The sequence below is a fragment of the Flagellimonas sp. CMM7 genome, assembly GCF_021390195.1.
Lineage (GTDB): Bacteria > Bacteroidota > Bacteroidia > Flavobacteriales > Flavobacteriaceae > Flagellimonas.
The window spans coordinates 1,040,213-1,065,368 of record NZ_CP090003.1; the positions used below are offsets into that span (position 1 = coordinate 1,040,213).

Sequence of the window (25,156 nt, forward strand, 5' to 3'; positions counted from 1 at the left end):
TGAAGGAACACCACAACTTTACAGACTAAATCTATCTTTCTCGGATGAAATACATTTAAGTCAGAAAAATCCTTATTTATATGGTGCCAGAAGATGTTTCTACACTAGAATCTATCTTTCTAACCAAGCCTTGCAATACTTTACCGGGACCAACTTCAACAAAAGAATTTCCACCATCTTTAATCATTTGTTGCACGCTCTGAGTCCATTTTACGGGAGCGGTCAACTGGGAAATCAAATTGGTTTTAATTTCATCTGCATTTGTAACAGCAGTAGTTGGTACATTTTGATATATTGGACAGATAGGTACACTAAAATTTGTTGCTTCTATCGCCGCTGCCAATTCTTCTCTGGCCGGTTCCATTAAAGGTGAGTGAAACGCTCCACCAACAGGAAGTAATAAAGCTCTACGGGCTCCTGCTTCTTTTAATTTTTCACATGCTGCGTTTACAGCTTCAATCTCTCCTGAAATCACCAATTGACCTGGACAATTATAATTTGCTGGGACTACAATTCCTCCTGTTTCTTGGCATGTTTTTTCGACCACCTCATCATCCAACCCTAAAACTGCAGCCATAGTGCTTGGTTGAACTTCACATGCCTTTTGCATTGCCAAAGCTCTTTGTGAAACCAATTTTAGGCCATCTTCAAAGTTTAAAGTACCATTGGCCACCAATGCTGAAAACTCTCCAAGCGAATGCCCCGCAACCATGTCTGGGTTAAAATTTTCTCCAAGAACCTTACTCAAAATAACGGAATGCAAAAAAATAGCAGGCTGGGTTACCTTGGTCTGCTTTAAATCTTCAGGAGTTCCTTCAAACATGATATCCGTAATGGAAAACCCTAAAATATCATTGGCTTGTTCGAATAGTTCTTGTGCTTGGTTGTGGTTTTCATAAAGGTCTAGGCCCATTCCCACAAATTGAGCTCCTTGTCCTGGGAAAATATATGCGTTCATCAGTTTAGTTTTATAGCGGTGCTAAAATAGGGATAATTTAAATTGCCAATACTACTTAAACCAACTTGAATAGGTCACATAGGCATTAGCGATACGATCTATTTCTCCTGAGCTCAATTCTGGACTTACGTCCTTTATTTTCTTTGCGGGCATTCCTGCATAAATACTTCCTTCCTCCACATGGGTCCCTTGGGTTAAAACAGCTCCGGCAGCAATGATTGAATTACTTTCCACAATACAATCATCCATTATAATACTGCCCATACCAATCAGCACATTATCTTTTACGGTACAGCCATGCACCAACGCATTATGGCCAATGGAAACATTGTTCCCAATCGTTGTTGGTGATTTTTGATAGGTACAATGAATGACAGCACCATCCTGCACATTGACCTTGTTTCCAATTTTTATAAAATGTACATCTCCCCTAATCACAGCATTGTACCAAATGCTGCATTGGTCTCCCATAGACACTTCACCAACAATTGTAGCATTCTCAGCGATAAAACAATCATCTCCAATTTCTGGAGTTTTTCCTCTTACGGATTTAAGTATCATATTCTTTAATTGATTTTATTGAAAATAAGATAATAATGCTGCTTTTTTGGATGCAGAAACGGATAGCTCTTTCCCATTTGATAATACAACACTGCCTCCCTTTCCTCTTTTATATTTTACCACTTCGCCTACATTCACCAAGTATGATTTATGAATTCTGGCAAATGAATAATCCGTAAGCGCTTCTTCAAAATATTTGAGTGTTTTGCTCACCACTATTTTTTTGTGTTCTAAATATATTTCTGTGTAATTGTCATCGGCTTTACAAAAGAAGATGTCCCCTACTTCCAAAACTTGAAAACCATCAAGTTGTGGCAGGGTAATCTTTCCTTCTGCTTTAATTGTTCTTGCTTTTAATACTTGTCCGTCCAAGGCATTTTCTTTCTCTTTTATTTCCTTGACATAATCCACCGCTTTTATCAACTCGTCAATGTTTATTGGTTTCATTAAATAATATGCAGCATGATTGTTCAACGCGTCCATGGCGTACTGGTTATAGGCTGTAACAAAAACTGTTTCAAAAGTTCTATCAGGGATTTTGTCCAGAAGATCAAAGGCATTACCAAAAGGCATTTCAACATCTAAAAACACCAAATCTGGCTGATGCTGTTGGATTAGCGCTAGTCCTTCATCAATATTGGAAGCTTCTCCCAACAGTTTCACTCCATCACAATATTTGGCTATATAATTTCTTAAAATCTCTCTACTATTTGCCTCATCTTCCACGATAATAGTCCGTAATTCCATCAATCTTTTTTAAGCTTAAGGGACACTTTTGTTCCTGTTTGATCCTCATTCAAATTGGATATTGAAACATCTACCTTGTTCTTATACATCTCATTAAGAATTTGGATACGCTTTTTAATATTTCCCATCCCTTTTGATTTTTGTTTCTTTTGATTATCCGTCTTTAATGCGGCCGATTTTTTTCTCCCGATTCCGTTATCTACAATTGTTATTTCCAGGAGCTCTTTGTTGATTTGATTTACCTCAATCTTTAAAAAACCCTTTTCTTCTTTGTAGCGCAGTCCGTGCCAAATAGCATTTTCTATATAGGGCTGAAGAAGCATCGGAGGAATTTCAAACGCATCAATATCTATCTTTTTATCTATGTTGATTTCATAGTCAAACTTATCCGAAAAACGGGAATGCTCCAATTTCACGTATAACTCTAAAAGCTCCAATTCTCTGGAAAGAGAGATAAAGTCCTCTTCAGAATTTTCCAGCACGCTTCTCATCAAAACTGAAAAATCACTTAGAAACCGATTGGCACTACGTTCATCACTTTTCGCAATATAATTGTTGACGGAATTGAGTGCATTAAAAATAAAATGCGGATTCATTTGAGTACGCAACGACTTTAATGCCAGTAGATTATTTGCCAATTTCTGTTGTTTACCACTTCGATAAAACAAGAAGGTTGTTAATGCCATTAGTACCAGTCCAAAAATCAAGGAATAAATAATCCATTTTTGTCTTTTGCTTGTCTCTTCAAACAACTGCTGTTCTGTAACGGCAAGGCTATACTTGCTTTGGGATAACTGTCGTTCTTGTTCCAGACTTGATATACGATTTTGCTTGGTAGCTATCTCACGATTAAATCTGGCCGCTCTAGAAATTTCTTGTTCCTTTTTTACGTATAAGCTATCTACAACAGCAACATAATCTTGATAGGATTCCAACGATTTGGAAAAATCTCCTTTGTATTTGTATACTTCTGATAATTTTCTGGTTGCATCTTTTTGTACAACCAAATCATCTTCACTATCTGCCTCAACAATACTTCGCTCCAAATAAGGAATAGCCTCATCCAACTTATCCTGTGCTATGTATGCATTGGCTATTTTGTAATTGATGCGTTGAGCAGTTATGGAATCTGGACTTGGCAAGGCCTTATTTTCTCTACCAACTGATTGTCTAGGTAATTGCGACAATCCACTCAAACTCTTTTTCCTTAGTTGAATTTCATCTTCATATCTATTCTCTTGATTGTAAAAATCCGCCACTTTTTCATTCTCCTCTATTAATCGTTCTGGAGCTACTTTTTTAGAAAGGTTCAGTGAATTGTTATAAAACCCTTCTGCCTCTACTAAACGATTTTCGCTTGCATAGGCATCTGCAATTTTTGAGTTTAAATCAATGACCTTGGGAGAGATTTGGTTTTTTTGGGCAATTTGAAGCCCCTCCTTATAAAAATCCACCGCCTCATTCAATTTGGACAAACCCTTGACGGCATCTCCTAAATTTTCATACAATTCTACACGTTGAAAAGGAATCATATTCTTTACTTCCAATAATGGAGTAAGAATGGATTCTGCATTTTGAAAATCGCCATTCATCACATAAGCTTTGCCCAATAACAACTTCGTTTTGGATGACTCCCTATGTTCAAGAGCATCCCTGAAGTTTGTAATAGCCAGGTCATATTGTTTATGATATAAATAAATCTCGCCCAAAATGGTCAAAGAAGAAGAAAGCTCGTTTCTATTTCCACGTTTGCCCAATTGAGATATAGATTGAGCTATAAAGTCTATGCTCTTCTCCAAATCTGTTCTTTTGTAAACATTGGCAGAATCTAGAAACCTCTGATGATTAGAAATGTTTCTGGAGCTTATACTTTTTTCTTTCTTTGAACTTCTTTTGGAAATATAACCTTCTACCAACACATCTACCTCTTCATCTGAAGTTATTCTATGCCTAACAGGTTCAAATTCCAAGCTTTCAAAAATGAGTATATCACCAATTGAAGCTTTAATTTTGAACTCACCCAGTCCATTGGTTGTTGTATAGGAACCCTTATCCGTAGAAACTTCAACCCCTGAAATTGGAGCAAAGTTTTCCTTTCCTTTAACCGATCCGGTAATCTCCATGGACAAGCGTTCATTGTTTACTTGGGAAAACCCAGAGTAAAACACGATTAGAAAGAAGAAGAATATGTGTTTTCCTTTTACCATTTATTCCTAAATACTTAGGTAAACTTAATTCATATAAAGCGTATTAAAAAATGGCTTCTTCTTCAAAAGTTGCCAAAAACAGTGCCATTTTACCTCTTTACAAAACCATTTGTCTCACTCACTCATTCTAAGTTCCCGTTCCCTCATTCTTGGTTTTTATTAAAAAAAGATGGCAATATTTTTACCCCATACTTTAAAACATTGAACTATGAAACATTTAAAACATTTATTGGGAATAGCACTTTTTACAATAGCAGCCGGAACAGTATACGGATGCAATTTAAAACCAAGGGAATATCAAAACACTGCCTTGATAACAAAATCTATTGCAGACAAACCAGCCAAGCAATATGTAAAGGTTGCATTGTTATTGGACACTAGCAACAGCATGGATGGTCTTATTAATCAGGCAAAAGCACAACTTTGGGATATTGTCAATGAATTTACCTATGCCAAGTGTGGGAATGAGGCCAGACCTTCATTACAAATAGCACTTTATGAATATGGCAATGATAATTTAGCCTCTAATGAAGGCTACATTAGGCAAGTAATAGGTTTTAGCAGTGATTTGGATGAAATCTCTGAAAAGCTGTTTTCCTTGACTACCAATGGAGGCGAAGAATATTGTGGTCAAGTTATTCAAACTTCATTAAAACAGTTAGACTGGGGCAAGAATGCAGATGACCTTAAAATGATTTTTATTGCAGGAAACGAGCCATTCACCCAAGGTAAATTAAACTACAGGGATGCTTCAATCAACGCCAAAGAAAAAGACATTGTTGTAAACACAATTTTTTGTGGAAATTATGAGCAGGGCATCTCAACCAAATGGAAAAACGGAGCCACTTTGACCGGAGGTGAGTATATGGCCATAGATCACAACAGACAAGTAGTTCATATTGACACTCCTTATGATGATGTTATTATTAAACTCAATTCCAAATTAAACAATACATATATTTCTTATGGAGCCTTGGGAAGGGAAAAGAAAATGATGCAGGAAATACAGGACAGTAATGCCGTTGAAATGGAACCTGCAGTTGCGGTAAAAAGGTCAATCAGCAAAAGCTCTAGACTATACAAAAATTCTAAATGGGACCTAGTAGATGCCGTTGAAGATTCAGAAACGGTTCTTGAAGAATTGGATGATGAAGATCTACCTACCGAACTAAAGGGAAAAACTGATAAAGAAATCAAACAATACGTCCAAGACAAAAAAATGGAGCGTGAAAAAATTCAAAAGCAGATCCAGGATTTAAACACAAAACGTGAGGCATACATTGCCAAAAACCAAAAAGAAGAAACTGGAGAATTGGAAAATGCATTGTTATCAGCCATAAAAAATCAAGCTGCTAAGAAAAATTACAAATGGGATTAGATTGTTGAAGTGTGAGAAAAAAGTGGTCCATCATTTTTGATGGGCCATTTTTAGTTATTGGCGGCAGGACAGTAGCAATCGTAACGTTTGCCTTGATCACTCTGACCAAAATCATATCCTAAGGTAATTTGATGAAAGCCTCCATTATCAAAACGAATATCACCAGATTGGTAAGAATAATTATAGGAGAACAAGAACTGGTTTACGTTAACTCCAATTATTGGCGTAAACAATTGCAAACGCTGTTCACCAAAACCACCATTGGTCTGGAACTGTGCCCCATCAAAACTTCTACGGTAAGACAAGCCAGCCCATATAGTACCAAAAGCAACATCCTTATAAACTTTTGCGTTAAGGTCAATGGTTTTTTCCTTGGTAAAATCGGTCATCTGAAATAAAACAGAAGGCTCAATTCTAGTTTTCTTTCCAAAAACATATCCTGCTGAAAGCAAATATCTTCTCAAATTATCAAATTCTGCTGCAGTGTACAAATCACGACCACTTCCCAAGATATTCAAAACAGCGGCGTGTGCATAAAATTCAAAAATATTATACGATACTCCTAAATCTACATTAAAGTAGCTTGTAGTGTTTTTTGTTCCTGAAACCACAGGATCCGGTATTATAGATCTAAACTCTGTTTCATCTAAACTGCTTAAAATAACCCCGGCACTAAGACCAAAGGATATTTGGTTTAGTGTTCTAAAGTCTCCCGCCAGCTGCAAATGATGAGCGTAGGTTGCTTTAAAACCTGTTTGGGAGTGGTATCCGTTAGAATCATTAAATAAGATCCCGCCAACACCGCTTCGTTCACCCACCCTAAAATTAGCATTCAAAGTCTGTAAACTAGGTGCTTCGTCAACATTGAACCATTGTTTCCTTGCTGTAAGCCTTATTTTTGCTCCTTCGCTAATACCTGCCATAGATGGATACACCAAATAGTAGTTATCTGCTAAGTAATCAAAATATACAGGTATTCCTTCTTGAGCCTTAGTAGTTAGCCCAAAAACTAGGGTAATGATTAGTAGGGTTAAATAGCGTCTCATGTATTGATTATGGGGCTAAAGTTGATATTTAAAGGTAATCAAACATTTAGATAACGATTGAAGCGGTACATTATTATATATTTTACCTCTCATGTTTACTTTGTATTTTTGCATTAAATATCCGCTATGAAAGAATTTAATATCACAGTTGTTGATACCAACAACCCCAAAATACTAAAATTTGAGGCCAACCAGTTCTTGGCAAAGGGCAATTATGAGCTTAAAAACATAGATGAAGCAAAGGATTCCCCATTAGCTCAGCAGTTATTTTATCTCCCCTTCGTTAAAACTGTATATATCTCCGGAAACTTTATAGCTCTTGAACGATTTGATATTGTTGAATGGGATGATGTAAAAGATGAAGTTGCTCAGCAATTGGTTGAATATTTAAATGCTGGAGAACCTGTGGTAAATGAAGCAGAAACTCAGAAAAAACAGCCCATTACCGTTTACGCAGAAGTTACTCCCAACCCTGCGGTGATGAAGTTTGTTTCCAACAAAAAAATAGTTCCCACCACATACGAATTCAAAAATATTGATGACGCAAAGGATTCCCAGTTGGCTAAAGAGCTTTTCCACTTTCCATTTGTAAAAGAGGTGTTCTTTGATGAAAACTACGTATCCGTTTCAAAATATGAGGTTGCTGATTGGGAGGAAATTACCATGCAGTTACGAGAATTTATTAGAGACTTTTTAGCAGATGGAAAGGAAGTAGTTTCCAGTGAAGCAATTCAGAAATCCAAAGAAACTGCAGAGCAAAGCCTATCACCAACGCAATACGATGATACTTCTCAACAGATTATAGATATTTTGGAAGAATACGTAAAACCGGCAGTTGCCAGCGATGGTGGTAATATTCTTTTTCAATCCTACCAAGAAGACAGCAAAACAGTGAACGTAATTTTGCAAGGGGCTTGCAGTGGCTGCCCGTCCTCTACTTTTACCCTAAAAAATGGTATTGAAACCATGTTAAAAAATATGATGGGAGATAAAGTAAATGAGGTGGTTGCACTCAATGGCTAATTTTCGGTTTTTCTTAGAAATAGTATCGTCAAATTTTCATAACTTGAATTAATTTAAAAAACATTAACCATGGCAGTTTTAAAAGTTATTGAAGTATTGGCAAACTCTGATGAAAGTTGGGAACAAGCAACGAAAAATGCAGTAGCCCACGCTTCCAAATCAGTTAAGAATATCCGTTCGGTTTACCTCAACGAGCAAAGTGCTTCCGTTAAGGATGGTAAAATAGACGAATACAGGGTCAACGTTAAAATCACTTTTGAGGTTAAATAACCAAAGGGTGAATAACAAAAAATGCGCCCACCTCGGGCGCTTTTTTTATGTTCAAAATTGTTTACATGCTTAAAAGAATTACCATTTTATCGGTTTTATTGTCTTTAACCCAAGGTTGCACCCAAAAATCTAATAAAGTGACCCATAAACATACTAATGCCCTAATCCATGAGACCAGTCCATACCTATTACAGCATGCACACAACCCTGTAAACTGGGAAGCTTGGAAACCTGAAGTTTTAGAACGTGCAAAAAAAGAAGGTAAGCCCTTACTTATAAGTATTGGTTATGCCGCATGCCATTGGTGCCATGTAATGGAGAAAGAATGTTTTGAAGATGAGGAAGTAGCACAAATGATGAATGAGAATTTCATCAATATAAAAATTGATAGAGAGGAAAGACCTGATGTGGACCAAATCTATATGGACGCCATTCAGATGATATCTGGAAATGGTGGATGGCCTCTTAATATAGTAGCCCTGCCAGATGGAAGGCCATTCTGGGGTGCCACCTATGTTCCAAAAGACAATTGGATCAAATCCTTGAAACAACTTACAGATTTATATAAAAACGATAAATCTAAAATTGTACAATACGCCAGTGATTTATCAAACGGAATCAACGCCATAAACCTTGTAGAAAATAAGGGAGATTCCGATGCCTTTACTATGGAACAACTTGACACTTCCGTGGAAAAATGGTCAGCATATTTTGACAGTTATTTAGGTGGATACAAGCGTGCTCCCAAATTTATGATGCCAAACAATTGGGATTTTCTTTTGCATTATGCAACTGCAAATTCCAAACCGGAAATCATGGAACATGTCAATGCAACTTTGACCCGTATGGCCTACGGCGGCATTTATGATCATGTTGGTGGCGGGTTCTCTAGATATGCCGTGGATACCAAATGGCATGTGCCGCATTTTGAGAAAATGTTATATGACAACGGCCAACTAGCGAGTTTATATGCCAAGGCCTATGCCGTAACAAAAAATGAACTGTACAAGACCGTTGTAGAACAGACCATAAGTTTTGTTGAAGAGGAACTACTTGATGAAAATGGAGGTTTTTATTCTTCTTTGGATGCCGATAGTCTAGATGAGCATGGTGAATTGGAAGAAGGAGCCTACTATGTTTGGACCAAGGATGAATTGTCCCAACTCTTAGAGGATGATTTTGACATCTTCAAAGATTACTATAATATTAACTCTTACGGCCTTTGGGAAAAAGGAAACTATGTTTTAATCAGGGATAAAACAGATGAAGAGATTGCAAAAAAACACGATGTTTCCATAGCTGTTTTAAAAGAAAAACTGAACAATTCTCTCAAAATATTAAAAGAGAAAAGAACTGAACGTTCCAAACCTAGGTTGGACGATAAAATTCTTGCTTCGTTGAATGGGTTAATGCTCAAAGGACTTGTAGATTCCTATCGTTATTTGGGCAATTCAGATTATCTTGAATTGGCGCTTAAAAATGCTGAGTTCCTTGAAAAGGAAATGATCCAAAAGGATTATTCCCTTAGTAGAAATCATAACAAAGGTAAAAACAACATAAATGGCTTTTTAGAGGACTACGCAAGTGTAATTGATGCCTTCTTAGCACTTTATGAAGTTACTTTTGACGAAAAATGGTTAAATCATTCCAAGAAACTTTTGGATTATACCAAAATTCACTTTTTTGATAAGGAATCAGGAATGTTCTTTTTTACATCTGACAAGGATGAAGCGCTCATTAGAAGGAGCATCGAAACCTATGACAAGGAAATTTCATCCTCTAATTCCATCATGGCCAAAAACCTGTTGAAATTCCACAAGCTGTACACGGAGGAAGATTATGGAGTGCTTGCCAAACAAATGGTAAAAAATGTGCAGGAGAATTTTGAAGAAAGTGCACAAGGTTTTAGTAACTGGATGCATTTGGTACTTTACGAAAATCAAAACTTTCATGAGATAGCTGTAGTGGGAGAAAATTATAAAGCTATAGGAAAGGAATTGAGTAGCGAATACCTACCCAATAGTATTCTGGTGGGTTCAGAAAAAGAAGGTGGTATTGACCTATTAAAAAGTAGATATAATGAAGGAGAGACTTTGGTCTATGTTTGTATAGAAGGAGCTTGTAAACTCCCAGTAACCTCTACCAAAGCAGTGTTGAATCAATTAAAAAAATAAGGGAAATTAAAATTATTCACTTCTAATATGGAAGAGCTTCGGAATTTTGAACAACATATAGAAAGGGCCATTGAATGGTTTTGGGATTTTATGCCCAATCTCATCTTGGCAATTGTTATTCTTTTAGGCGGGTTATGGATCATACGTTTCATTAATCGTTTGGTTCGCAAATTTTTTGAACGTAAAGATTACGACCTTACTCTAGAGAGCTTTTTACAAAGCTTTATAAGTATTGCCCTTAAAGTTCTTCTTTTTACGGTAGTTGTGACCCAACTAGGAGTAAAATCATCTTCTCTTGTTGCCATGGTCGGAGCAGCAGGTTTGGCAATTGGTTTGGCGCTGCAGGGTTCTTTGGCCAATTTTGCGGGAGGCGTATTGATACTTCTTTTTAAACCTTTTAAAGTGGGGGATTTTATTTCTGCTCAAGGAATAGACGGCAGCGTAAAGCAAATCACCATTTTTAGCACTAAACTGAACACTTTTGGCAATCAAGTCGCGATTATACCAAATGGACAACTTTCCAATGGAAGTATTATAAACTACAACATGGAAGATACCCGCCGAGATAAGTTCGATGTAGGAATAGGTTATGGCTCCAATATAAAGCAGGCCAAAGAAATTTTATTACAAATTTGCGTAGAACACATAGACATATTAAAAGAACCTGTACCTGAGGTATATGTTGGTGAACTGGGAGATAGCTCGGTAAACCTTACTCTTAGGTTTTGGGCAAAAAATGACGTTTTTTGGTCTGCGCACTTTCATGTAATTGAAGAAACTAAACTTCGTTTTGACCAGGCCGGAATTGAGATTCCTTTCCCACAGAGAGTGGTACATGATGTAGATTAAGACTTCTTCTTTACCTGAAGAACAAAGTCTTTAAGATAATAGGGCTCAAAATATGCTACATCTTCAAAAGAGCCTTCTTGAAATTTTCGGGAGGCAATCTTTCCCATTTCCCTTGCTGATGGTACCACGGAAGTATTAAAGGTAAAGTTGGAGTGTTTCACGATTTCTCTACACTTTTCCGCCCCGCTGCCAACAATGTAAATCTTAGAATGGGAACCAAACTCTTTAAATGAATCCTCATCAATAACCTCTGCTCTAGTATCACGAACTTCTTGATAAACCGAATTGTACACTGAGGAATACACTTCCATCCGTCTTGCATCCAGTACAGGAATAATTACTTCTCCTTCTGATACTTTGATCTGATTGGCCATACTCTCTAGAGTAGGAATCGAAATCAAAGGTAAATCCAAAGAAAAACATAGTCCTTTGGCCGCAGAAACTCCTATACGAAGTCCTGTGTAAGAACCCGGACCTTTACTGACTGCAATAGCATCTAAATCTGAAAAAGACAAAGAAACCTCTTCCAAGGCTTCTTTTATAAAAAGGTGTAATTGTTCTGAATGTGAGTAGTTTTCAGCATTATTTTCTTTTAAACAAATAATGTTGTTTCCCTCTGAAATACTGACCGAACAATTGGTCGTTGCTGTTTCTAAATTGAGTATTCTGGCCATAGCGGCCACAAAGATACTAGTTTAAGGAAATTGGAATGCCAAAGTAGAACTCCAAAATCTTCAATCTAAAAATATAATCGTATTTGGTTCGAATTACAGTTGCTTCGGCATCGTCCACTCTTGACTGTGCTTGACTAAAATCGAAAGCGTTCATCAATCCAACGTTAAATCGTTCTTTGGCATAATCATAAGCCAATCTTCTAGCTTCCAATGTTTTAACAGCAGCCTCATGTGCCTTGCTAAAAGTAGTCACATCTACATATGCCTGTTGGATGTTTGTTTCCAAATCCAATTTATCCTGTTCCAATTGAAGTTTAGCTCTTTCTAAATCGATTTTTGCACGTTTTACACCATTACGTGCATTCCATCCATTAAAGAAGGGTACATTAAGTTGAAATCCATAGGAAAGACCATCAAATCTGTATAACTGTTCCGTAAATGGTATAACTGTTAAATCTTGGGCGGAAACCAAGTTTTGATCACTATATCTGGTGTTATAGTTTATAAAAGCATTCAACGTTGGATAGTAAGCCCCTTTTGCGATTTCAATATCCTTTTCAGCAAGTTCCACATTGGATTTGGAAAACTTAATATCGTTTCTAAAGCTCAATGCCTTGTCAAAAATTACTTTAGCTGAATTGTTCAAAATATCCGAAGGAGGAATTTCAAAAGACTCATCGGCAATATCAAAATTTTCATAATCCGTTATTTGCAACAATTGGGCAAGGTTGATTCTTGAAATCAGCACCAAGCCTTCTCCGTTAACAATTTGCTGTTCTTGAGAAGCTGCTGTGGCCTCAATTTCTAAAAGATCGCCTCTTGGGGAAACTCCAGATTCCACCAATTCTTTGGTTCTTTTTAAATCCTGCTCGGTAACGGCATACTGAGCTTCAGAAACTTTGAGGGCCTCCTTGTTTGATAAAACCTGTAAGTAAGCGTTTGCCACATTAAGACGAATATCATCTTTTAAATCATCTAAACGGTATTGACTTGCAATTGCATTCATTTTAGCCCGAGTTAAATTTTTGAAATTTCTAAGGCCATCAAATAAAGTTAATGAAGAAGTCAGGTTACCAGTAAAATTAAGTTGGGTGTTTACTGGTTCTTGAGAAGTTGGGTTAAAAGACAGACCTAAATTCTCGGTAAGGCGAGCATCTCCATTAAGGTTAGGTATTAAGTTACCTAAAGCGTCCCTTTCCTCAATTTTAACTGTTTCTAGATCAAGCTGAAACTGTTCAACACTTAAATTGTTGTCAATAGCAAAAGTGACACACTCCTGCAGTGTCCATTTTTTCATTTGTGCATTGGTGATGAACATAGCACAAATTATCATGAATAATGTGATTTTAAATTTCATTCGTCTTTTGATTTTTTGATTGATATAATTGGTTGGTTCATTAATCATCAGTGTCATCCTTCTTCTCCAGTTTGTTCCATACTTTAACTTTAGCACTTTCTTCAAGTCCTGAAACCACTTCTACATCTATACCATCACTGACACCCAATTCCAATTCTTTGCGCTCAAATTCATTTTCACCTGTTTCAATTTCAACAAACGGCTTTTCAGTTTCTTTATCAAATTGCAACAGAGCTTCTTTAAGCGTTAGAACATCCTTTTTTTCCTCTAATACAATTGATGCATTGGCACTATATCCGGCTCTGACATATATGCTATCGTTAACTACTAAATCACCTTCAATTTTAAACTGTACAGCACCTTCTGTCTCTACTCCTTTTGGAGCAATGAATTTGAGTTTGGCATTAAACTTGTTTTTTTCCAACGCTCCCAGACTAATCTCCAAAGGCATTCCAATATTCAACTTGCCAACTTCTGCTTCATCAACTTCACCTTCAAAAATCATTTTGGACATATCGGCTATAGTGGCAATTGTAGTACCATCATTGAAGTTGTTACTTTGAATTACCTGATCTCCTTCTTTAACCGGAATTTCCAAAATTGTACCGGAAACCGTTGCTCTAATATTGGTATTGGCACTTGAGGAGCCGCCCGCTGAACCTTTACGGATGATTTGATAATCCGCACGGGCATTCTTTAGTTCTTGTTGGGCCTGATCAAAAGTCAACTGCTGGGTATTAAAATCTTGGCTGGCTATAACACCTTTATCAAACAATGCCTTATTTCTGTTATACTCAATCTTTGCGTTGTTCAATGCCAACTCCGCGTTACGAACACGACCCGCTGCTTGGTTTAATGATTGTTCATTGGGTACAACTTTGATGGATGCAATCAAATCTCCAGCTTTGACCTCAACACCTTCTTCCAGATATATGTTATCTATAATTCCAGAAATTTGTGGCTTAATATTGATTTCATCTTCTGGAATTACTTTACCCGTTACTATTACTTTGTTTACAATGTCCTTTTTTTCTAAAGACTCTGTTTTATACAATTGGGCTGGAGTACTGTTTTGTTTTAGGAAATATACTACTGCATATAAAATTCCAAGAGTCAGGACTCCTATTATACCGTACTTTACATACTTGTTCATTATAGCTTATTTGATTGTTATCTAATTATTTTGGTTATTCTTCTCGTAATGCTTCTATGGGTCTAACTTTTACCGCTTTATTTGCCGGAATCAATCCTATTAATACGCTAAGACTCACCATCAACAGGAATGAGATTCCAAATTGTGGTATGCTTACCATAGGGTTAACAAATGGAAAATCTTCACCACTGCCCCATAAAGAGTTTAAAATTGCCAGTATGCCTACTGAAATAGCAAATCCTATTAGTCCTGCAAAAGCTGTTAAAACAATAGCTTCTACTACAATTTGACGCTTTACGGTCCTTGGAGTAGCCCCCAATGCTCTTCGCACCCCAATTTCCTTGGTGCGTTCCTTCACTGTAATCAATAGAATATTGCTAATGGCAATAACACCAGCCAATAAGGTGAATATGCCCACAAAGAAGGAAAATCCTTTGAGTACTCCGGTAAATGCTGAGATGTTGTTAAAGATTTCAGACATATCAAAACTGCCTATAGCCCTTTCATCATCTGGGTGTATATCGTATTTTGTCTTTAGTATTTTCTTTATTTTATTTTCCACCACAGGAACTTTTGTATTTGGTTCCACTGAAATGGCCATCCAGCCCATGCGGTCTCCTGTATTAAATGCTTTTTGAAAAGTGGTAAAAGGAATGAAAACCGCATTTTCGCCATCAATATTTATGTTGTTGTTTGGCTTGTAAACTCCTACCACAGAAAAGAATACGCCATTGATTCGGATATCAGCACCTACGGCATTTTCACCTTTATCAAACAGTAATTTATAGGTTTCCTCTCCTATTACGCATATTTTTTTGGAATCAGCGATATCGGTTTTGTTCAAAAACCTGCCCTCAACCAATTTCTTTTTGGTAATGTTATCTATTTCAGGATAATCTCCATAGACCGATGAGCCACTCGTTCTGCCTTCCCTATAAACAGTTACCGTTGCTCTATGACTTCCCAGCTCTATTCTGGGGGCCAATACTTCAATCTCTGGTATTTGTTTTTTCAGAATTTCGGCATCTTCAATCTTATAGCGTATTCTTCTACCCCTTTCAAAACCTTTATAGGGTTCAGAAGTAGATTGTCCCCAAACAAATAAGCTATTTGAAGCAGTACCTGCAAAAACCTTATCAAAACCGTTGCTCATTCCATTAGCGGAGCCCAGTAGTAGTATCAAAATAATCATAGCGAAGATGACCCCCAACATGGTCAAAAATGTGCGAAACATATTCTTTCCCAACGTGTGGAAAATTTCTATCCATAAATCTTTATCAAACAACCACATAATTACTTATCGCTTAATGCTACAATTGGTTTAACATTCGCTGCCTTAATTGCCGGTATTAAACCTGCTAAAACTCCTGCCACAATTAAAATAATTGTCGCTGTAATAACCGTAGACAAACTAACCGAAGGATTACTAAATGCCGGAGTATTTATATTTGGCCCAATAAGAGACAGTATTATCCATGCAAAAATTAAACCTATAAAGCCAGATAGTGCAGTAATAAATGTTGATTCCAAAAGCACTAAATTGATTATCTGTTTTGGCATGGCTCCCAAAGCTTTTCTAACCCCTATTTCCTTTGTTCTTTCTTTTATGGTAAAAACCATGATATTACCAATTCCCACTATTCCCGCTATCAATATTAAAAAGCCAACGCCAATACTAATGGTGCTCAACACTGTCGAAAAACTGCTAATGTTATCAAAGGCTTCTGCATAATTCCAAACATTAATCCCGGCTTGATCCTCTGGAGAAATCTTGTGCCTTCTCTTCATGATATCCTCCAAGCGTCCAGAAAACTCTAGTGCCTTGGTCAAATCATATGAAGGGTTATAGGTGAGGGCTATAGCACTAATATTATTAGTGTTTCCGTAAATTCTCTGAAAAGTGCCGATAGGAGCATATATTCTTCTTTCAGCATTATCATCCCCTTCGTCTATAAAAACCCCAATAATCCTAAAGAGCGATCCATTAAATTCGACAAACTTTCCGACCGGATCTTCTTTTTTAAATAAATCTTCTACCACCTTTCTACCAATAACAGCTACCTTCGACTTGTTTGTAAGATCTGCTTCATTAAAATATCTCCCACTAGTTACTATGGTTTTTTCAATCATCTGAAACTCCGGGTGCACTGCCTGTATTGGATATGACCCTGTTTCACTTTTATATCTGGCAGATGTATTGCTATAGTATCTAGCGCTTAAGTATTCAATATCATCAGGAAAACTTCGTCTAATGTATTCAACATCGTCATTCTTAAACTGGATACGACGACCAGCTTCAAATCCTGCATATGCCTTAGCTGTAGTTCCAGGTCTAATAAAAATTGAATTGGTCGCATCGTCATTAAACTGATTGGTGAAACCGTTTTGCATACCATTAACAGATGCCAACAGCATAACAAGAATAAAGATTGCCCAACCCACGGAAAAGCCCGTCAAGAAAGTCCTAAGTTTATTATTCTTAAGTGTATGAAATATCTCTTGCCAAATATCCCTATCAAACATATTGTTCTGCCCTAACTTGTTCTATCTTTTTATCTTCTACTATAACGCCATCTTTAAGGTGTACAATCCTTTTGCACATATGAGCTATATCTTCTTCGTGGGTAACTACCAGAATAGTGTTTCCGTCATCATTGATTTTCTGAATCAAATCCATAACTTCATATGAGGTTTTACTATCCAAAGCACCTGTTGGCTCATCTGCTAAAAGTACTTTAGGTTCTGCGGCCATAGCACGTGCAATTGCTACACGTTGTTTTTGACCACCGGACAGCTCGCTTGGTAAATGTGTTGCCCACTCTTTTAACCCAACCCTGTCCAAATAATTCAATGCTTTCTCTTGGCGCTCTTTTCTTGCCACTTTTTGATAATATAAGGGTAGCGCTACATTCTCAACAGCAGATTTATAGTTAATCAGGTTGAACGATTGAAAGACAAAACCCAAAAATTTGTTTCGGTACTGAGCAGCCTTTGTCTCGGTCAAGTCTTTGATGGGCACCCCATCTAAAATGTACTCACCACTATCCGCACCATCCAACATACCCAAAATGTTAAGTAAGGTGGACTTTCCCGACCCTGAAGACCCCATAATGGCTATTAGCTCTCCTGCTTCTGCTGTAAAATTTATTCCCTTTAAAACATGAAGGGAATTGCTTCCCATTTTATAGGACTTGTGAAGATCTTTGATTTCTATCATGATTGGTGATGTTAGCTATCCGGCATATTAACTCCTGTAATAAGACTTACAAGTTGTTAAAATGTTACAAGATTATTTGAAATTTTATGTTAAATGATTAATTGGCGTTTTCTTCCTCTTCGATTGCATTCCAGACTTTAATCCTATCATCTGCATTGAGTCCGGATTTTACTTCAACAAAAATACCATCGCTTATCCCCAACTCTATATCCTTACGCTCAAATTTTTGTTCTGAAGTTTCAATTTCAACAAAGGGTTCCTTGGTTTCACCATCAAATTGTACTAGGGCCTCTTTTAGAGCCAAAACGCTGTCGGCACGAGCCAAAATAATGGAAGCATTGGCACTTAGGCCTGCCCGTATGAACACAGTATCCTGTTTCTTCAATGTTCCTTTGATTTCAAATTGTATGGCGCCATTTTCTTCTTTTCCTTTTGGCGCTATATAATCCAATACCGCGTTAAAAACCTGGTCCTCAATAGCTCCAACCGTAATTTCCAATGGCAAATCCTCTTTGATCTTCCCTACTTCGGACTCATCAACTTTGCCCTCAAAAATCATTTTTTCTACATCTGCAATGGCAGCAATGGTAGTTCCTTCATTAAAGTTATTGCTTTCAATCACCTGATTGCCCACCTCAACAGGAACTTCCAGAACCATACCGCTTACGGTAGCTTTGATCAATGTGTTGGCAGCATTTCCAAAACCTCTTGTGGTTCCAGTATTTACAATATCAAAACGTTTGTTCGCCGCTCCGTAAGACTGTTTTGCCTGATCATACGTAACCTGGGCACGTTCCAAATCGGCTTTAGAAATTACCCCTTTGTTGAAAAGCGTTAACTGGCGCTCATAGTTCCTTTTTTGATCATCTAAATTAATTTTAGCCTCGTCAATGTTGTTTCTTGCATCATTCAGTGCATTTAGATTGGGCACAACCTTTATCTTGGCCAATAAATCACCAGATTTTACATAGTCTCCACCTTCCACATATATTTCTTCTATAACTCCAGAAATGTTCGGCTTAATCAACACTTCTTCCAAAGGAAGTATGCTTCCGGTTGCAATTGCCTTTTTAACAATGTTCTGTTTAGAAAGCTTTTCTATCTCGTATACCACTGGATTTTCAGCGTTCTTTTGATACAAATAATACATTGAGCCACCGAAAACTATCACGATGAGCAACAGGATGATAATGGTTACTGACTTTTTCATTTTACTTGATATAGTTATTTTGATTGATTTTATTTTTTATTCTGTTCTTAACGCCTCAATGGGCCGCACGCGAATTGCACTTTGGGCAGGTATGAATCCTGCCAATAATCCTGAAATCATTAATATCATAAGGGCACCACTTACAACTCCCACACTTACGCTTGGATTAACAAACATGTCCACAGGACCTACACTATCCAACAAGGAGTTAATTCCATATATGACCAGAGCGCCAAAAATAATTCCGATCATTCCAGAAATAATAGTTAAGAAAATGGACTCCATTAATATTTGCTTTTTAATGGATACCGGCGCCTCACCTAAAGCTCTGCGTATCCCTATTTCCTTTGTTCTTTCTTTTACTACTATCAGCATAATGTTGCTCACCCCAATAATACCGGAAAGCAGCACCATTATACCAACAAGATATGCTATGGCCTTTAGGCCAAAAAACAAGCTTTCTACCCGATTAAACTCTTCGTACAAGTCAAAGTATCCTATTGCCCGGTTATCTTCAGGGTGCACTTTATGCCTTTCGCGCATTACATTAACAATGCTTTCCTTGAGTTGAGAAATTGAGCTCCCATCATGGGCAGTTATAGCCATCCAACCTACATCTTCACCTCTATTAAAAGCTTGTGAAAAAGAAGTGAACGGGACAAAAATTTCTTTTTGAGCTTCTTCTCCATCACCATCATTACTATTCTTTTTATACGTTCCAATGACCATAAAATTTACTCCTTGAATCTTTATGTAAGTCCCTAGAACCTCTTCTCCTTTTTCATAAAGCTCCGACTTAACTCCTTGCCCAATAATTGCTACTTTTCTTTTTTGTTGGATATCATTATGGTTTAAAAAACGCCCTGAAGTAACTGTCATAGGGTCTTGGTTAATAATTTCTGGATAATCTCCATAAACATTATAAGCACCAACCCGTATTCCCCTAATTACATTCCCACCACCTCTAAAGCCTCCCAATTGGTTCCTGGGCGAGATAAATTTTAGATTGGGTACATTATCTTCAATCGCTTGGACATCACCCACTTTAAACTCAAAACTTCTTCCTTTTGGCAGCCCTTCATATGCTTTTGTAGTACTTCTGGTCCACATGAACATGGTATTTGTTGCAATGTCTCCAAAATCTTTTCGTATTCCGTTTTCAAAACCTTTTCCAGCAGCCAACAATACTATTAAGATGAAAATTCCCCAACAAACGCCAAAAGCGGTCAGTATTGTTCTACCAACATTACTGGTAAGAACCTCCAAAATTTCTCTCCATCTGTCTCTATTGAACATTGCTCTTATTTATTTCGAAAGAATATTTTATTCATCTCTTAACGATTCTATTACCTGCACCTTGGCTGCCCTCCACGCCGGAACAAATCCTGCAAGGGTTCCTGCAAAAATGAGCACCATAACTGTTGAAAATGCAACATTGAAATTGACTGAAGGGTTGACGATGTAATCTATTTCCACATGTGGACCAACGACTTCTAACAATGTCATGCTAAAAATAAGTCCGGCAAATCCAGAAATAGCAGTCACAAAAATGGATTCATGTAAAATCATTCCAACAATGGACCATGGTTTAGCGCCAAGAGCTTTTCTAATACCTATTTCCCTTGTGCGTTCCTTTACCACAATAAGCATAATATTACTTACCCCAACCACACCTGCTATAATGGTACAAACACCAACAAACCAAAAGAAGAGTTTCATATTACCCGTAATGCCATAGTACCGCTTGGCCTCTTCCATTGCACTCCAAACCCTTACACCCGAATCATCTTGTGGAGCAATTGTATGCTCTTCTTTAAGGTAGTTTCTTAAATTGTCTTTAAAGCTTATTGCTTGAGCAACTGCTTCTTCAAAATTTTCTACTGGAGGAAGTGTATATGACAATGTATTAAGTGTGTCATCACCATTAAAAACTCGTTGGGCCGTGGTTATAGGAATGTAGATTCTTTCTTCTTCTCTTTCATTTTGTTCATTGAAAACCCCAATAATGGTAAATCTAATGCCAGAAATATCGATTTGTTCACCTACAGGGGTATCAACTTTGCTAAAAACATCTTCCTTGATTTTTCTACCAATAATTGCCACTTTTCCAAGCGAAACCTCATCTTTATAATTTATAAAACGGCCTTCTACTGTGCTAAACCCTTCAATAAATTGAAATTCTGAGGACACTCCCTGAATGCCATAGACCAAAGCTTCATTTCCATAGATGATGTTTACATTTCTAACAAAAACTCTTGGAGATTCGTACTCTATTTCTTCTTTGAATAAACGACCAGCCATTTCATAGTCGTTGTTCTTAAATCGAATACGTCTTCCTGGATTTAGGCCCTTGTACGCTTTTGATGTAGTTTCTGGCCATGCCCATATACTTGTAGTGGCATCTTGCTTGAACTCCTTTTCAATACCGTTTTGCATTCCCTGGCCAAAACCCAATAAAATAACAAGGATAAAAATACCAGAGGCCACGGATAACCCAGTAAGGAAAGTCCGCAATTTGTTCTTTCGGATGGTGTCAAATATTTCTTGCCACCTTTCAATGTCGAACATAGTGGTTGGTGTTTGATGATTGATGAAATACGCAAGCGTACTTCAATAAGACATAATCTACATCATATTGTTACACTTCACCGTTAAAAAAATTGTTAAAATTTGAAAAATGCCTTAGTTCCGCATCTTTTTATAGATAAAATAGAACAGTCCCGCTACTAAGATGTAGGGAATTGCCATTAGGTAAACAATACCGTTATTAATTCCTTCCGCAGTTTTTCCATCCGCCTCGCTTTCCACAACGGCTCTGCACATAGCACATTGCGCATCCAATGTCTGTGGAAGCGCTAATAAGACAATCAGCAATATGGCAATTCTAAACTTCATACAGATTTTCAATGTTGGTAATAGGGCGAAATCATTGCATATACTATTACACCTGTAATAGCAACATACAACCAAATTGGAAAAGTATATTTAGCCCATTTTCTATGAGCTTCAAAATCATTTAGATAGGCCTTTGCATATGTTCTCAAAACCAAAGGGATTACCGCAATTGATAGCACAATATGTGTTATTAGAATAAAGTAGTATACGTATTGTATTAATCCTTCCCCTCCATATTTTGTGCTTTCTGAAGTCATATGGTAGGCCACATACATTATTAAAAATAATAAGGAAAGCCCAATGCATGTGGTCATCGCTTTTTGATGAAGGTTTCTCTTCCCATTTTTAATGGCCCAAACAGCAAAAATCAATAGAATTGCTGTTACGCCATTAATGGACGCATAGATAGGAGGTAAAAAAGATAGCGGCTCTGCATTTGGGATTTTATATCCAAACAAAAGGGCCACTACCAATGGTATTACGATGGATATTATAGTAATCCATCTATTAAATCGTTTTTCCCTAACCGAAATTTCTTTGGTCATTCTTCCAGCAATAATTTTTTAATATCTTCTTTTAACATTGTAATCTGCTGTGGTTCCCCTTCCTTATTTACGCTTTGCTTTTCTGTAATGGTACCACGGTAATATATTAATGGATTTCCGTGTTCATCATCTCTGGAACGAATGTATCCTTGCTTATCAACCAACGCAAACATTCCCGAATGTTCAAAACCACCTGGAGCATCCTCTACTTCATTAGCAACAATGTAGAAACCTTCCTGAGCCAATTGGTATATTTCATCCCTATCACCTGTCATTAAATGCCAATCCGCATCAGTAATTCCGTAACGTTCCGAATATTTTTTTAACACCGTTGGGGTATCATATCTAGGATTAATAGTAAAAGAAGCTACTCCAAAGTCTTCGTACTCTTTAAACGTATCCTGGAGTTCTACCAAGTTTTTGGTCATTATAGGACAAATAGTAGGGCAGGTCGTAAAGAAAAATTCTACCACATAGACCTTTCCCAGGTAATCCTTGTCCGAAATAAGTAAACTGTCCTGATTTAAAAATGAAAAAGCGGGAACTTTTCTTTTTTGGCCATTGTTAATAATAAAACCAACTCCTTTTTGAAGAGAGCGAACACTCATGCGGTCTTTTTGAACCACCGAATCACTCTTAAGTCTGTTTACGATTTTTGGAATAAAAATTATTCCAAATACCAGAATGATAAGGGATACCCAGACATAAGTGTATTTCTTTTTATTATTTGCTCCTGTTGGCATTGTTTTTCTTTAAAGCGAGACGATATTCTGCAAGGATTATCTTAACATCATCTTCCATTTTATTGTTTAGTTCCGCGACGGAGGTTGTATTAAAGCCATACATAACCCCCTCATCTTCGTCATCATTACGTCCTCTTAGATTCCTGTCTTTGTCAATTATAAAAACATACGTTGTTCCTAAATTTTCATCTAGGCTTACATTGGTTTTCAAACCTTGGAAGAAAGTTTTTATTTCCTCTTTACTACCGTACGCAAAATTCCATTTTTCAACATCTGAGAGCGTCCCCAATTCATCCTTTAAAGATTTGACTTTCTCCTCAGTTCCTTCAGGAACAACCATTACAATTTGAAAATCATTAAAATCACTGAAGCGTTTGTAAATCTTCTGATTTAGATTGAATGCATTTCCTTTCTTCCTCTCTATATCACTCCCCAAAAAACCCAAAATGGTAATCTTGTCATCTAAATTCACCTTACTATCCAGTTCCGATACATTAGGGATTTTCTCAGTAAGAATAGGCAACCTTCCAAAGTTGTTGATACCTGAAGCAAAAAACAAATAGGCCACCAATGGAAAGATGAACAAAACAACGAGAACAAAGGCCTTTTTCATGATATTCTTACTTGTGCAAAAATAAAAAAGACGGTTTAAAAAACCGCCTTTATTACTCTTAATAATTAATACTTTCTTAGAAGTTCCAAGCTAGGAATCCATCTTTAAATACGTTATAAATATAATCTGCCTCAAAAAGCAAAATGAATATCAAATAACAAACCAAGAAAATTGGAGTCCATACAATTGCTCTACGCAAAGCGCTTTTTTCATCTCTTAAGTGCATAAAATCCCATGCAATGTAATATGCTTTAACCAAAGTAAGGATGATGAAAATCCAGTTAAGAAGTTTCATTCCCAAAAAGTAATTTTTGGTGAGTATTTCTGGCTTATATATTCCTAAAACTACCTCAACTATGGTAATCAAGGACAAAAAGGCCAACACCCCCCATATCTTTTGGACGTTTGACTTGAATTTTACAAGTCCTCTAAAAATTTCCAGTTTGTGTTCGTGTGCCATCTAAAAAGTTTATGTCTTGACTTCCATTCCTATGGAAGTGAAAATTAAAATTTTATACCAAATAAAAGAATGTAAATACAAATACCCATACTAAATCCACAAAGTGCCAGTAGAGACCAACTTTCTCTACCATTTCATAATGACCTCTTCGTTCATAGGTACCCAGAATGATATTAAAAAATATAATAATATTAATGACCACCCCAGAGAATACGTGGAAGCCGTGGAAACCAGTAATAAAAAAGAAAAAATCCGCAAACAGCCTACTTCCGTATTCATTACGAACAAGATTTGCCCCTTCTACCACCAGGCTTGCATCCTTAAGCTTTGCCAGAGATTCTTGACGGGTCAATAACGTTTTCTCCCCTTCCTCATTGATTGTTTCTGTACGAATTAAAATATTTGGATTCGCTTTAAAACCTTCAACTACTTCGTTAAGTGAAAAAGACGTTGTAAAGCCATCTTTCTGGTACCAGATACCGGCATTGCTCTCATGTTTTATCCTATCTTCGGGTAACGCTGTGGAGAAATCCCTTAAAGCGGCCCGCTCACCTGTGTCAGCATTTACAAACTGAAGTATTCTACCTCCTTTAGTTTCAATAGCACCATAATCGCCCTTAATAAAAGTTGCCCATTCCCAAGCCTGCGAACCCACGAAAATTGCACCTCCAATGATGGTCGCAAACATATACCAAATGACAGCATTCTTTTTCATTTTATGACCAGCATCCACAGCAAGTACCATCGTCACAGAAGACATAATCAGAATAAATGTCATAAAAGCAACATAAATCATGGGGTAATTCCCATGGAAAAAAGGTACGTGGGTAAAAACCTCATCGGCAATTGGCCAAGTTTCTATAAACTTAAACCTGGAAAAGCCATAAGAAACCAAGAAACCAGAAAAGGTCAAGGCATCTGAGACTATAAAAAACCACATCATCATTTTTCCATAACTAGCATTTAGAGGACGATTTCCGCCTCCCCAAACACTGTCTTCTGAACCGGTTGTTACCGTTGTATCCATAAAAAAGGTCGTTTTAATAAAACTTTCACAAATTTACATCTTTTGGCGT

At 37.0% G+C, this 25,156-nt stretch carries 25 protein-coding genes; 5 read left to right on the forward strand and 20 right to left on the reverse strand.

Going from position 1 to position 25,156, the window contains the following annotated elements:
• Window positions 1–76: 76 nt before the first annotated feature.
• The 4 genes from fabD to LV704_RS04800 are packed head-to-tail and all read right to left on the reverse strand — an operon-like array spanning window position 77 to window position 4,473.
• On the reverse strand, window positions 77–958 hold the full coding sequence (gene fabD, locus LV704_RS04785; RefSeq protein WP_163421483.1) for an ACP S-malonyltransferase: 882 nt from the start codon (window positions 956–958) through the stop codon (window positions 77–79).
• A 51-nt stretch (window positions 959–1,009) separates the two neighbouring features.
• Window positions 1,010–1,519: a gamma carbonic anhydrase family protein gene (locus LV704_RS04790; RefSeq protein WP_163421482.1), complete on the reverse strand. Its 510-nt coding sequence runs from the start codon at window positions 1,517–1,519 to the stop codon at window positions 1,010–1,012.
• Between the two features lie 15 nt (window positions 1,520–1,534).
• A complete protein-coding gene (locus LV704_RS04795) occupies window positions 1,535–2,266 on the reverse strand; it encodes a LytTR family DNA-binding domain-containing protein (protein ID WP_163421481.1) in 732 nt (243 codons plus the stop codon).
• Window positions 2,266–4,473 (reverse strand): histidine kinase, encoded by a 2,208-nt coding sequence (locus LV704_RS04800; protein WP_163421480.1) that lies wholly within the window; start codon window positions 4,471–4,473, stop codon window positions 2,266–2,268. The genes LV704_RS04795 and LV704_RS04800 overlap by 1 nt, the downstream gene beginning before the upstream one ends.
• Window positions 4,474–4,681: 208 nt before the next feature.
• On the opposite strand from LV704_RS04800, the gene LV704_RS04805 reads away from it, so the two are divergent.
• Window positions 4,682–5,851: a VWA domain-containing protein gene (locus tag LV704_RS04805; RefSeq protein ID WP_163421479.1), complete on the forward strand. Its 1,170-nt coding sequence runs from the start codon at window positions 4,682–4,684 to the stop codon at window positions 5,849–5,851.
• A gap of 50 nt (window positions 5,852–5,901) precedes the next feature.
• Here the strand turns inward: LV704_RS04805 and LV704_RS04810 are convergent, their stop codons facing one another.
• A complete protein-coding gene (locus LV704_RS04810; RefSeq protein ID WP_163421478.1) occupies window positions 5,902–6,897 on the reverse strand; it encodes a type IX secretion system membrane protein PorP/SprF in 996 nt (331 codons plus the stop codon).
• Window positions 6,898–7,023: 126 nt separating this feature from the next.
• Here LV704_RS04810 and LV704_RS04815 point away from each other — a divergent pair, with 126 nt between their 5' ends.
• The 4 genes from LV704_RS04815 to LV704_RS04830 all read left to right on the forward strand — a co-directional run bounded on the left by LV704_RS04815 (window position 7,024) and on the right by LV704_RS04830 (window position 11,213).
• On the forward strand, window positions 7,024–7,920 hold the full coding sequence (locus LV704_RS04815) for a NifU family protein (RefSeq protein WP_163421477.1): 897 nt from the start codon (window positions 7,024–7,026) through the stop codon (window positions 7,918–7,920).
• Window positions 7,921–7,989: 69 nt separating this feature from the next.
• The gene (locus tag LV704_RS04820) at window positions 7,990–8,190 is read left to right on the forward strand and encodes a dodecin family protein (RefSeq protein ID WP_163421476.1); all 201 of its coding nucleotides are present in this window, start codon (window positions 7,990–7,992) and stop codon (window positions 8,188–8,190) included.
• 65 nt (window positions 8,191–8,255) lie between these two features.
• Window positions 8,256–10,364, forward strand: coding sequence for a thioredoxin domain-containing protein (locus tag LV704_RS04825; protein ID WP_163421475.1), 2,109 nt, complete (start codon window positions 8,256–8,258; stop codon window positions 10,362–10,364).
• Between the two features lie 27 nt (window positions 10,365–10,391).
• Complete coding sequence (locus tag LV704_RS04830; protein WP_163421474.1) at window positions 10,392–11,213, forward strand: mechanosensitive ion channel family protein; 822 nt, start codon at window positions 10,392–10,394, stop codon at window positions 11,211–11,213.
• Here the strand turns inward: LV704_RS04830 and tsaB are convergent.
• From tsaB to LV704_RS04905, 15 genes are all read right to left on the reverse strand, one after another.
• Complete coding sequence (gene tsaB / locus LV704_RS04835) at window positions 11,210–11,887, reverse strand: tRNA (adenosine(37)-N6)-threonylcarbamoyltransferase complex dimerization subunit type 1 TsaB (RefSeq protein WP_163421473.1); 678 nt, start codon at window positions 11,885–11,887, stop codon at window positions 11,210–11,212. The two genes, LV704_RS04830 and tsaB, sit on opposite strands and share 4 nt — an antisense overlap.
• A gap of 16 nt (window positions 11,888–11,903) precedes the next feature.
• A complete protein-coding gene (locus LV704_RS04840; protein WP_163421472.1) occupies window positions 11,904–13,244 on the reverse strand; it encodes a TolC family protein in 1,341 nt (446 codons plus the stop codon).
• A gap of 40 nt (window positions 13,245–13,284) precedes the next feature.
• Complete coding sequence (locus tag LV704_RS04845) at window positions 13,285–14,397, reverse strand: efflux RND transporter periplasmic adaptor subunit (protein ID WP_163421471.1); 1,113 nt, start codon at window positions 14,395–14,397, stop codon at window positions 13,285–13,287.
• 34 nt (window positions 14,398–14,431) lie between these two features.
• On the reverse strand, window positions 14,432–15,631 hold the full coding sequence (locus tag LV704_RS04850; protein ID WP_233782146.1) for an ABC transporter permease: 1,200 nt from the start codon (window positions 15,629–15,631) through the stop codon (window positions 14,432–14,434).
• Window positions 15,632–15,690: 59 nt separating this feature from the next.
• Window positions 15,691–16,920, reverse strand: a complete 1,230-nt coding sequence (locus LV704_RS04855) for an ABC transporter permease (RefSeq protein WP_163421469.1) — start codon at window positions 16,918–16,920, stop codon at window positions 15,691–15,693.
• On the reverse strand, window positions 16,913–17,614 hold the full coding sequence (locus LV704_RS04860) for an ABC transporter ATP-binding protein (RefSeq protein WP_163421468.1): 702 nt from the start codon (window positions 17,612–17,614) through the stop codon (window positions 16,913–16,915). Before LV704_RS04860 ends, LV704_RS04855 begins: the two co-directional genes overlap by 8 nt.
• 97 nt (window positions 17,615–17,711) lie before the next feature.
• Window positions 17,712–18,824 carry an efflux RND transporter periplasmic adaptor subunit gene (locus LV704_RS04865; RefSeq protein ID WP_163421467.1) on the reverse strand — a complete coding sequence of 371 codons (1,113 nt, stop codon included), beginning with the start codon at window positions 18,822–18,824 and terminating at the stop codon, window positions 17,712–17,714.
• 36 nt (window positions 18,825–18,860) lie between these two features.
• Window positions 18,861–20,120: an ABC transporter permease gene (locus LV704_RS04870; protein ID WP_163421466.1), complete on the reverse strand. Its 1,260-nt coding sequence runs from the start codon at window positions 20,118–20,120 to the stop codon at window positions 18,861–18,863.
• 27 nt (window positions 20,121–20,147) lie between these two features.
• Window positions 20,148–21,392 carry an ABC transporter permease gene (locus LV704_RS04875; protein ID WP_163421465.1) on the reverse strand — a complete coding sequence of 415 codons (1,245 nt, stop codon included), beginning with the start codon at window positions 21,390–21,392 and terminating at the stop codon, window positions 20,148–20,150.
• A gap of 114 nt (window positions 21,393–21,506) precedes the next feature.
• Window positions 21,507–21,719 carry a hypothetical protein gene (locus LV704_RS04880; RefSeq protein WP_163421464.1) on the reverse strand — a complete coding sequence of 71 codons (213 nt, stop codon included), beginning with the start codon at window positions 21,717–21,719 and terminating at the stop codon, window positions 21,507–21,509.
• A gap of 8 nt (window positions 21,720–21,727) precedes the next feature.
• Window positions 21,728–22,264 carry a DUF420 domain-containing protein gene (locus LV704_RS04885; RefSeq protein WP_163421463.1) on the reverse strand — a complete coding sequence of 179 codons (537 nt, stop codon included), beginning with the start codon at window positions 22,262–22,264 and terminating at the stop codon, window positions 21,728–21,730.
• Window positions 22,261–23,007: an SCO family protein gene (locus tag LV704_RS04890; RefSeq protein ID WP_163421462.1), complete on the reverse strand. Its 747-nt coding sequence runs from the start codon at window positions 23,005–23,007 to the stop codon at window positions 22,261–22,263. The genes LV704_RS04885 and LV704_RS04890 overlap by 4 nt, the downstream gene beginning before the upstream one ends.
• Complete coding sequence (locus LV704_RS04895; protein WP_163421461.1) at window positions 22,988–23,620, reverse strand: hypothetical protein; 633 nt, start codon at window positions 23,618–23,620, stop codon at window positions 22,988–22,990. Before LV704_RS04895 ends, LV704_RS04890 begins: the two co-directional genes overlap by 20 nt.
• A gap of 76 nt (window positions 23,621–23,696) precedes the next feature.
• Complete coding sequence (locus LV704_RS04900) at window positions 23,697–24,080, reverse strand: cytochrome C oxidase subunit IV family protein (RefSeq protein WP_163421460.1); 384 nt, start codon at window positions 24,078–24,080, stop codon at window positions 23,697–23,699.
• A 52-nt stretch (window positions 24,081–24,132) separates the two neighbouring features.
• Window positions 24,133–25,107, reverse strand: coding sequence for a cytochrome c oxidase subunit 3 (locus tag LV704_RS04905; RefSeq protein ID WP_163421459.1), 975 nt, complete (start codon window positions 25,105–25,107; stop codon window positions 24,133–24,135).
• Window positions 25,108–25,156 lie beyond the last annotated feature (49 nt).

Excerpts from the sequence above, each read along its gene's own strand:
- fabD (WP_163421483.1), bottom strand. The coding sequence starts at position 958 with ATGAACGCATATATTTTCCCAGGACAAGGAGCTCAATTTGTGGGAATG.
- LV704_RS04790 (WP_163421482.1), bottom strand. The coding sequence starts at position 1,519 with ATGATACTTAAATCCGTAAGAGGAAAAACTCCAGAAATTGGAGATGAT.
- LV704_RS04795 (WP_163421481.1), bottom strand. The coding sequence starts at position 2,266 with ATGGAATTACGGACTATTATCGTGGAAGATGAGGCAAATAGTAGAGAG.
- LV704_RS04800 (WP_163421480.1), bottom strand. The coding sequence starts at position 4,473 with ATGGTAAAAGGAAAACACATATTCTTCTTCTTTCTAATCGTGTTTTAC.
- LV704_RS04805 (WP_163421479.1), top strand. The coding sequence starts at position 4,682 with ATGAAACATTTAAAACATTTATTGGGAATAGCACTTTTTACAATAGCA.
- LV704_RS04810 (WP_163421478.1), bottom strand. The coding sequence starts at position 6,897 with ATGAGACGCTATTTAACCCTACTAATCATTACCCTAGTTTTTGGGCTA.
- LV704_RS04815 (WP_163421477.1), top strand. The coding sequence starts at position 7,024 with ATGAAAGAATTTAATATCACAGTTGTTGATACCAACAACCCCAAAATA.
- LV704_RS04820 (WP_163421476.1), top strand. The coding sequence starts at position 7,990 with ATGGCAGTTTTAAAAGTTATTGAAGTATTGGCAAACTCTGATGAAAGT.
- LV704_RS04825 (WP_163421475.1), top strand. The coding sequence starts at position 8,256 with ATGCTTAAAAGAATTACCATTTTATCGGTTTTATTGTCTTTAACCCAA.
- LV704_RS04830 (WP_163421474.1), top strand. The coding sequence starts at position 10,392 with ATGGAAGAGCTTCGGAATTTTGAACAACATATAGAAAGGGCCATTGAA.
- tsaB (WP_163421473.1), bottom strand. The coding sequence starts at position 11,887 with ATGGCCAGAATACTCAATTTAGAAACAGCAACGACCAATTGTTCGGTC.
- LV704_RS04840 (WP_163421472.1), bottom strand. The coding sequence starts at position 13,244 with ATGAAATTTAAAATCACATTATTCATGATAATTTGTGCTATGTTCATC.
- LV704_RS04845 (WP_163421471.1), bottom strand. The coding sequence starts at position 14,397 with ATGAACAAGTATGTAAAGTACGGTATAATAGGAGTCCTGACTCTTGGA.
- LV704_RS04850 (WP_233782146.1), bottom strand. The coding sequence starts at position 15,631 with ATGTTTCGCACATTTTTGACCATGTTGGGGGTCATCTTCGCTATGATT.
- LV704_RS04855 (WP_163421469.1), bottom strand. The coding sequence starts at position 16,920 with ATGTTTGATAGGGATATTTGGCAAGAGATATTTCATACACTTAAGAAT.
- LV704_RS04860 (WP_163421468.1), bottom strand. The coding sequence starts at position 17,614 with ATGATAGAAATCAAAGATCTTCACAAGTCCTATAAAATGGGAAGCAAT.
- LV704_RS04865 (WP_163421467.1), bottom strand. The coding sequence starts at position 18,824 with ATGAAAAAGTCAGTAACCATTATCATCCTGTTGCTCATCGTGATAGTT.
- LV704_RS04870 (WP_163421466.1), bottom strand. The coding sequence starts at position 20,120 with ATGTTCAATAGAGACAGATGGAGAGAAATTTTGGAGGTTCTTACCAGT.
- LV704_RS04875 (WP_163421465.1), bottom strand. The coding sequence starts at position 21,392 with ATGTTCGACATTGAAAGGTGGCAAGAAATATTTGACACCATCCGAAAG.
- LV704_RS04880 (WP_163421464.1), bottom strand. The coding sequence starts at position 21,719 with ATGAAGTTTAGAATTGCCATATTGCTGATTGTCTTATTAGCGCTTCCA.
- LV704_RS04885 (WP_163421463.1), bottom strand. The coding sequence starts at position 22,264 with ATGACCAAAGAAATTTCGGTTAGGGAAAAACGATTTAATAGATGGATT.
- LV704_RS04890 (WP_163421462.1), bottom strand. The coding sequence starts at position 23,007 with ATGCCAACAGGAGCAAATAATAAAAAGAAATACACTTATGTCTGGGTA.
- LV704_RS04895 (WP_163421461.1), bottom strand. The coding sequence starts at position 23,620 with ATGAAAAAGGCCTTTGTTCTCGTTGTTTTGTTCATCTTTCCATTGGTG.
- LV704_RS04900 (WP_163421460.1), bottom strand. The coding sequence starts at position 24,080 with ATGGCACACGAACACAAACTGGAAATTTTTAGAGGACTTGTAAAATTC.
- LV704_RS04905 (WP_163421459.1), bottom strand. The coding sequence starts at position 25,107 with ATGGATACAACGGTAACAACCGGTTCAGAAGACAGTGTTTGGGGAGGC.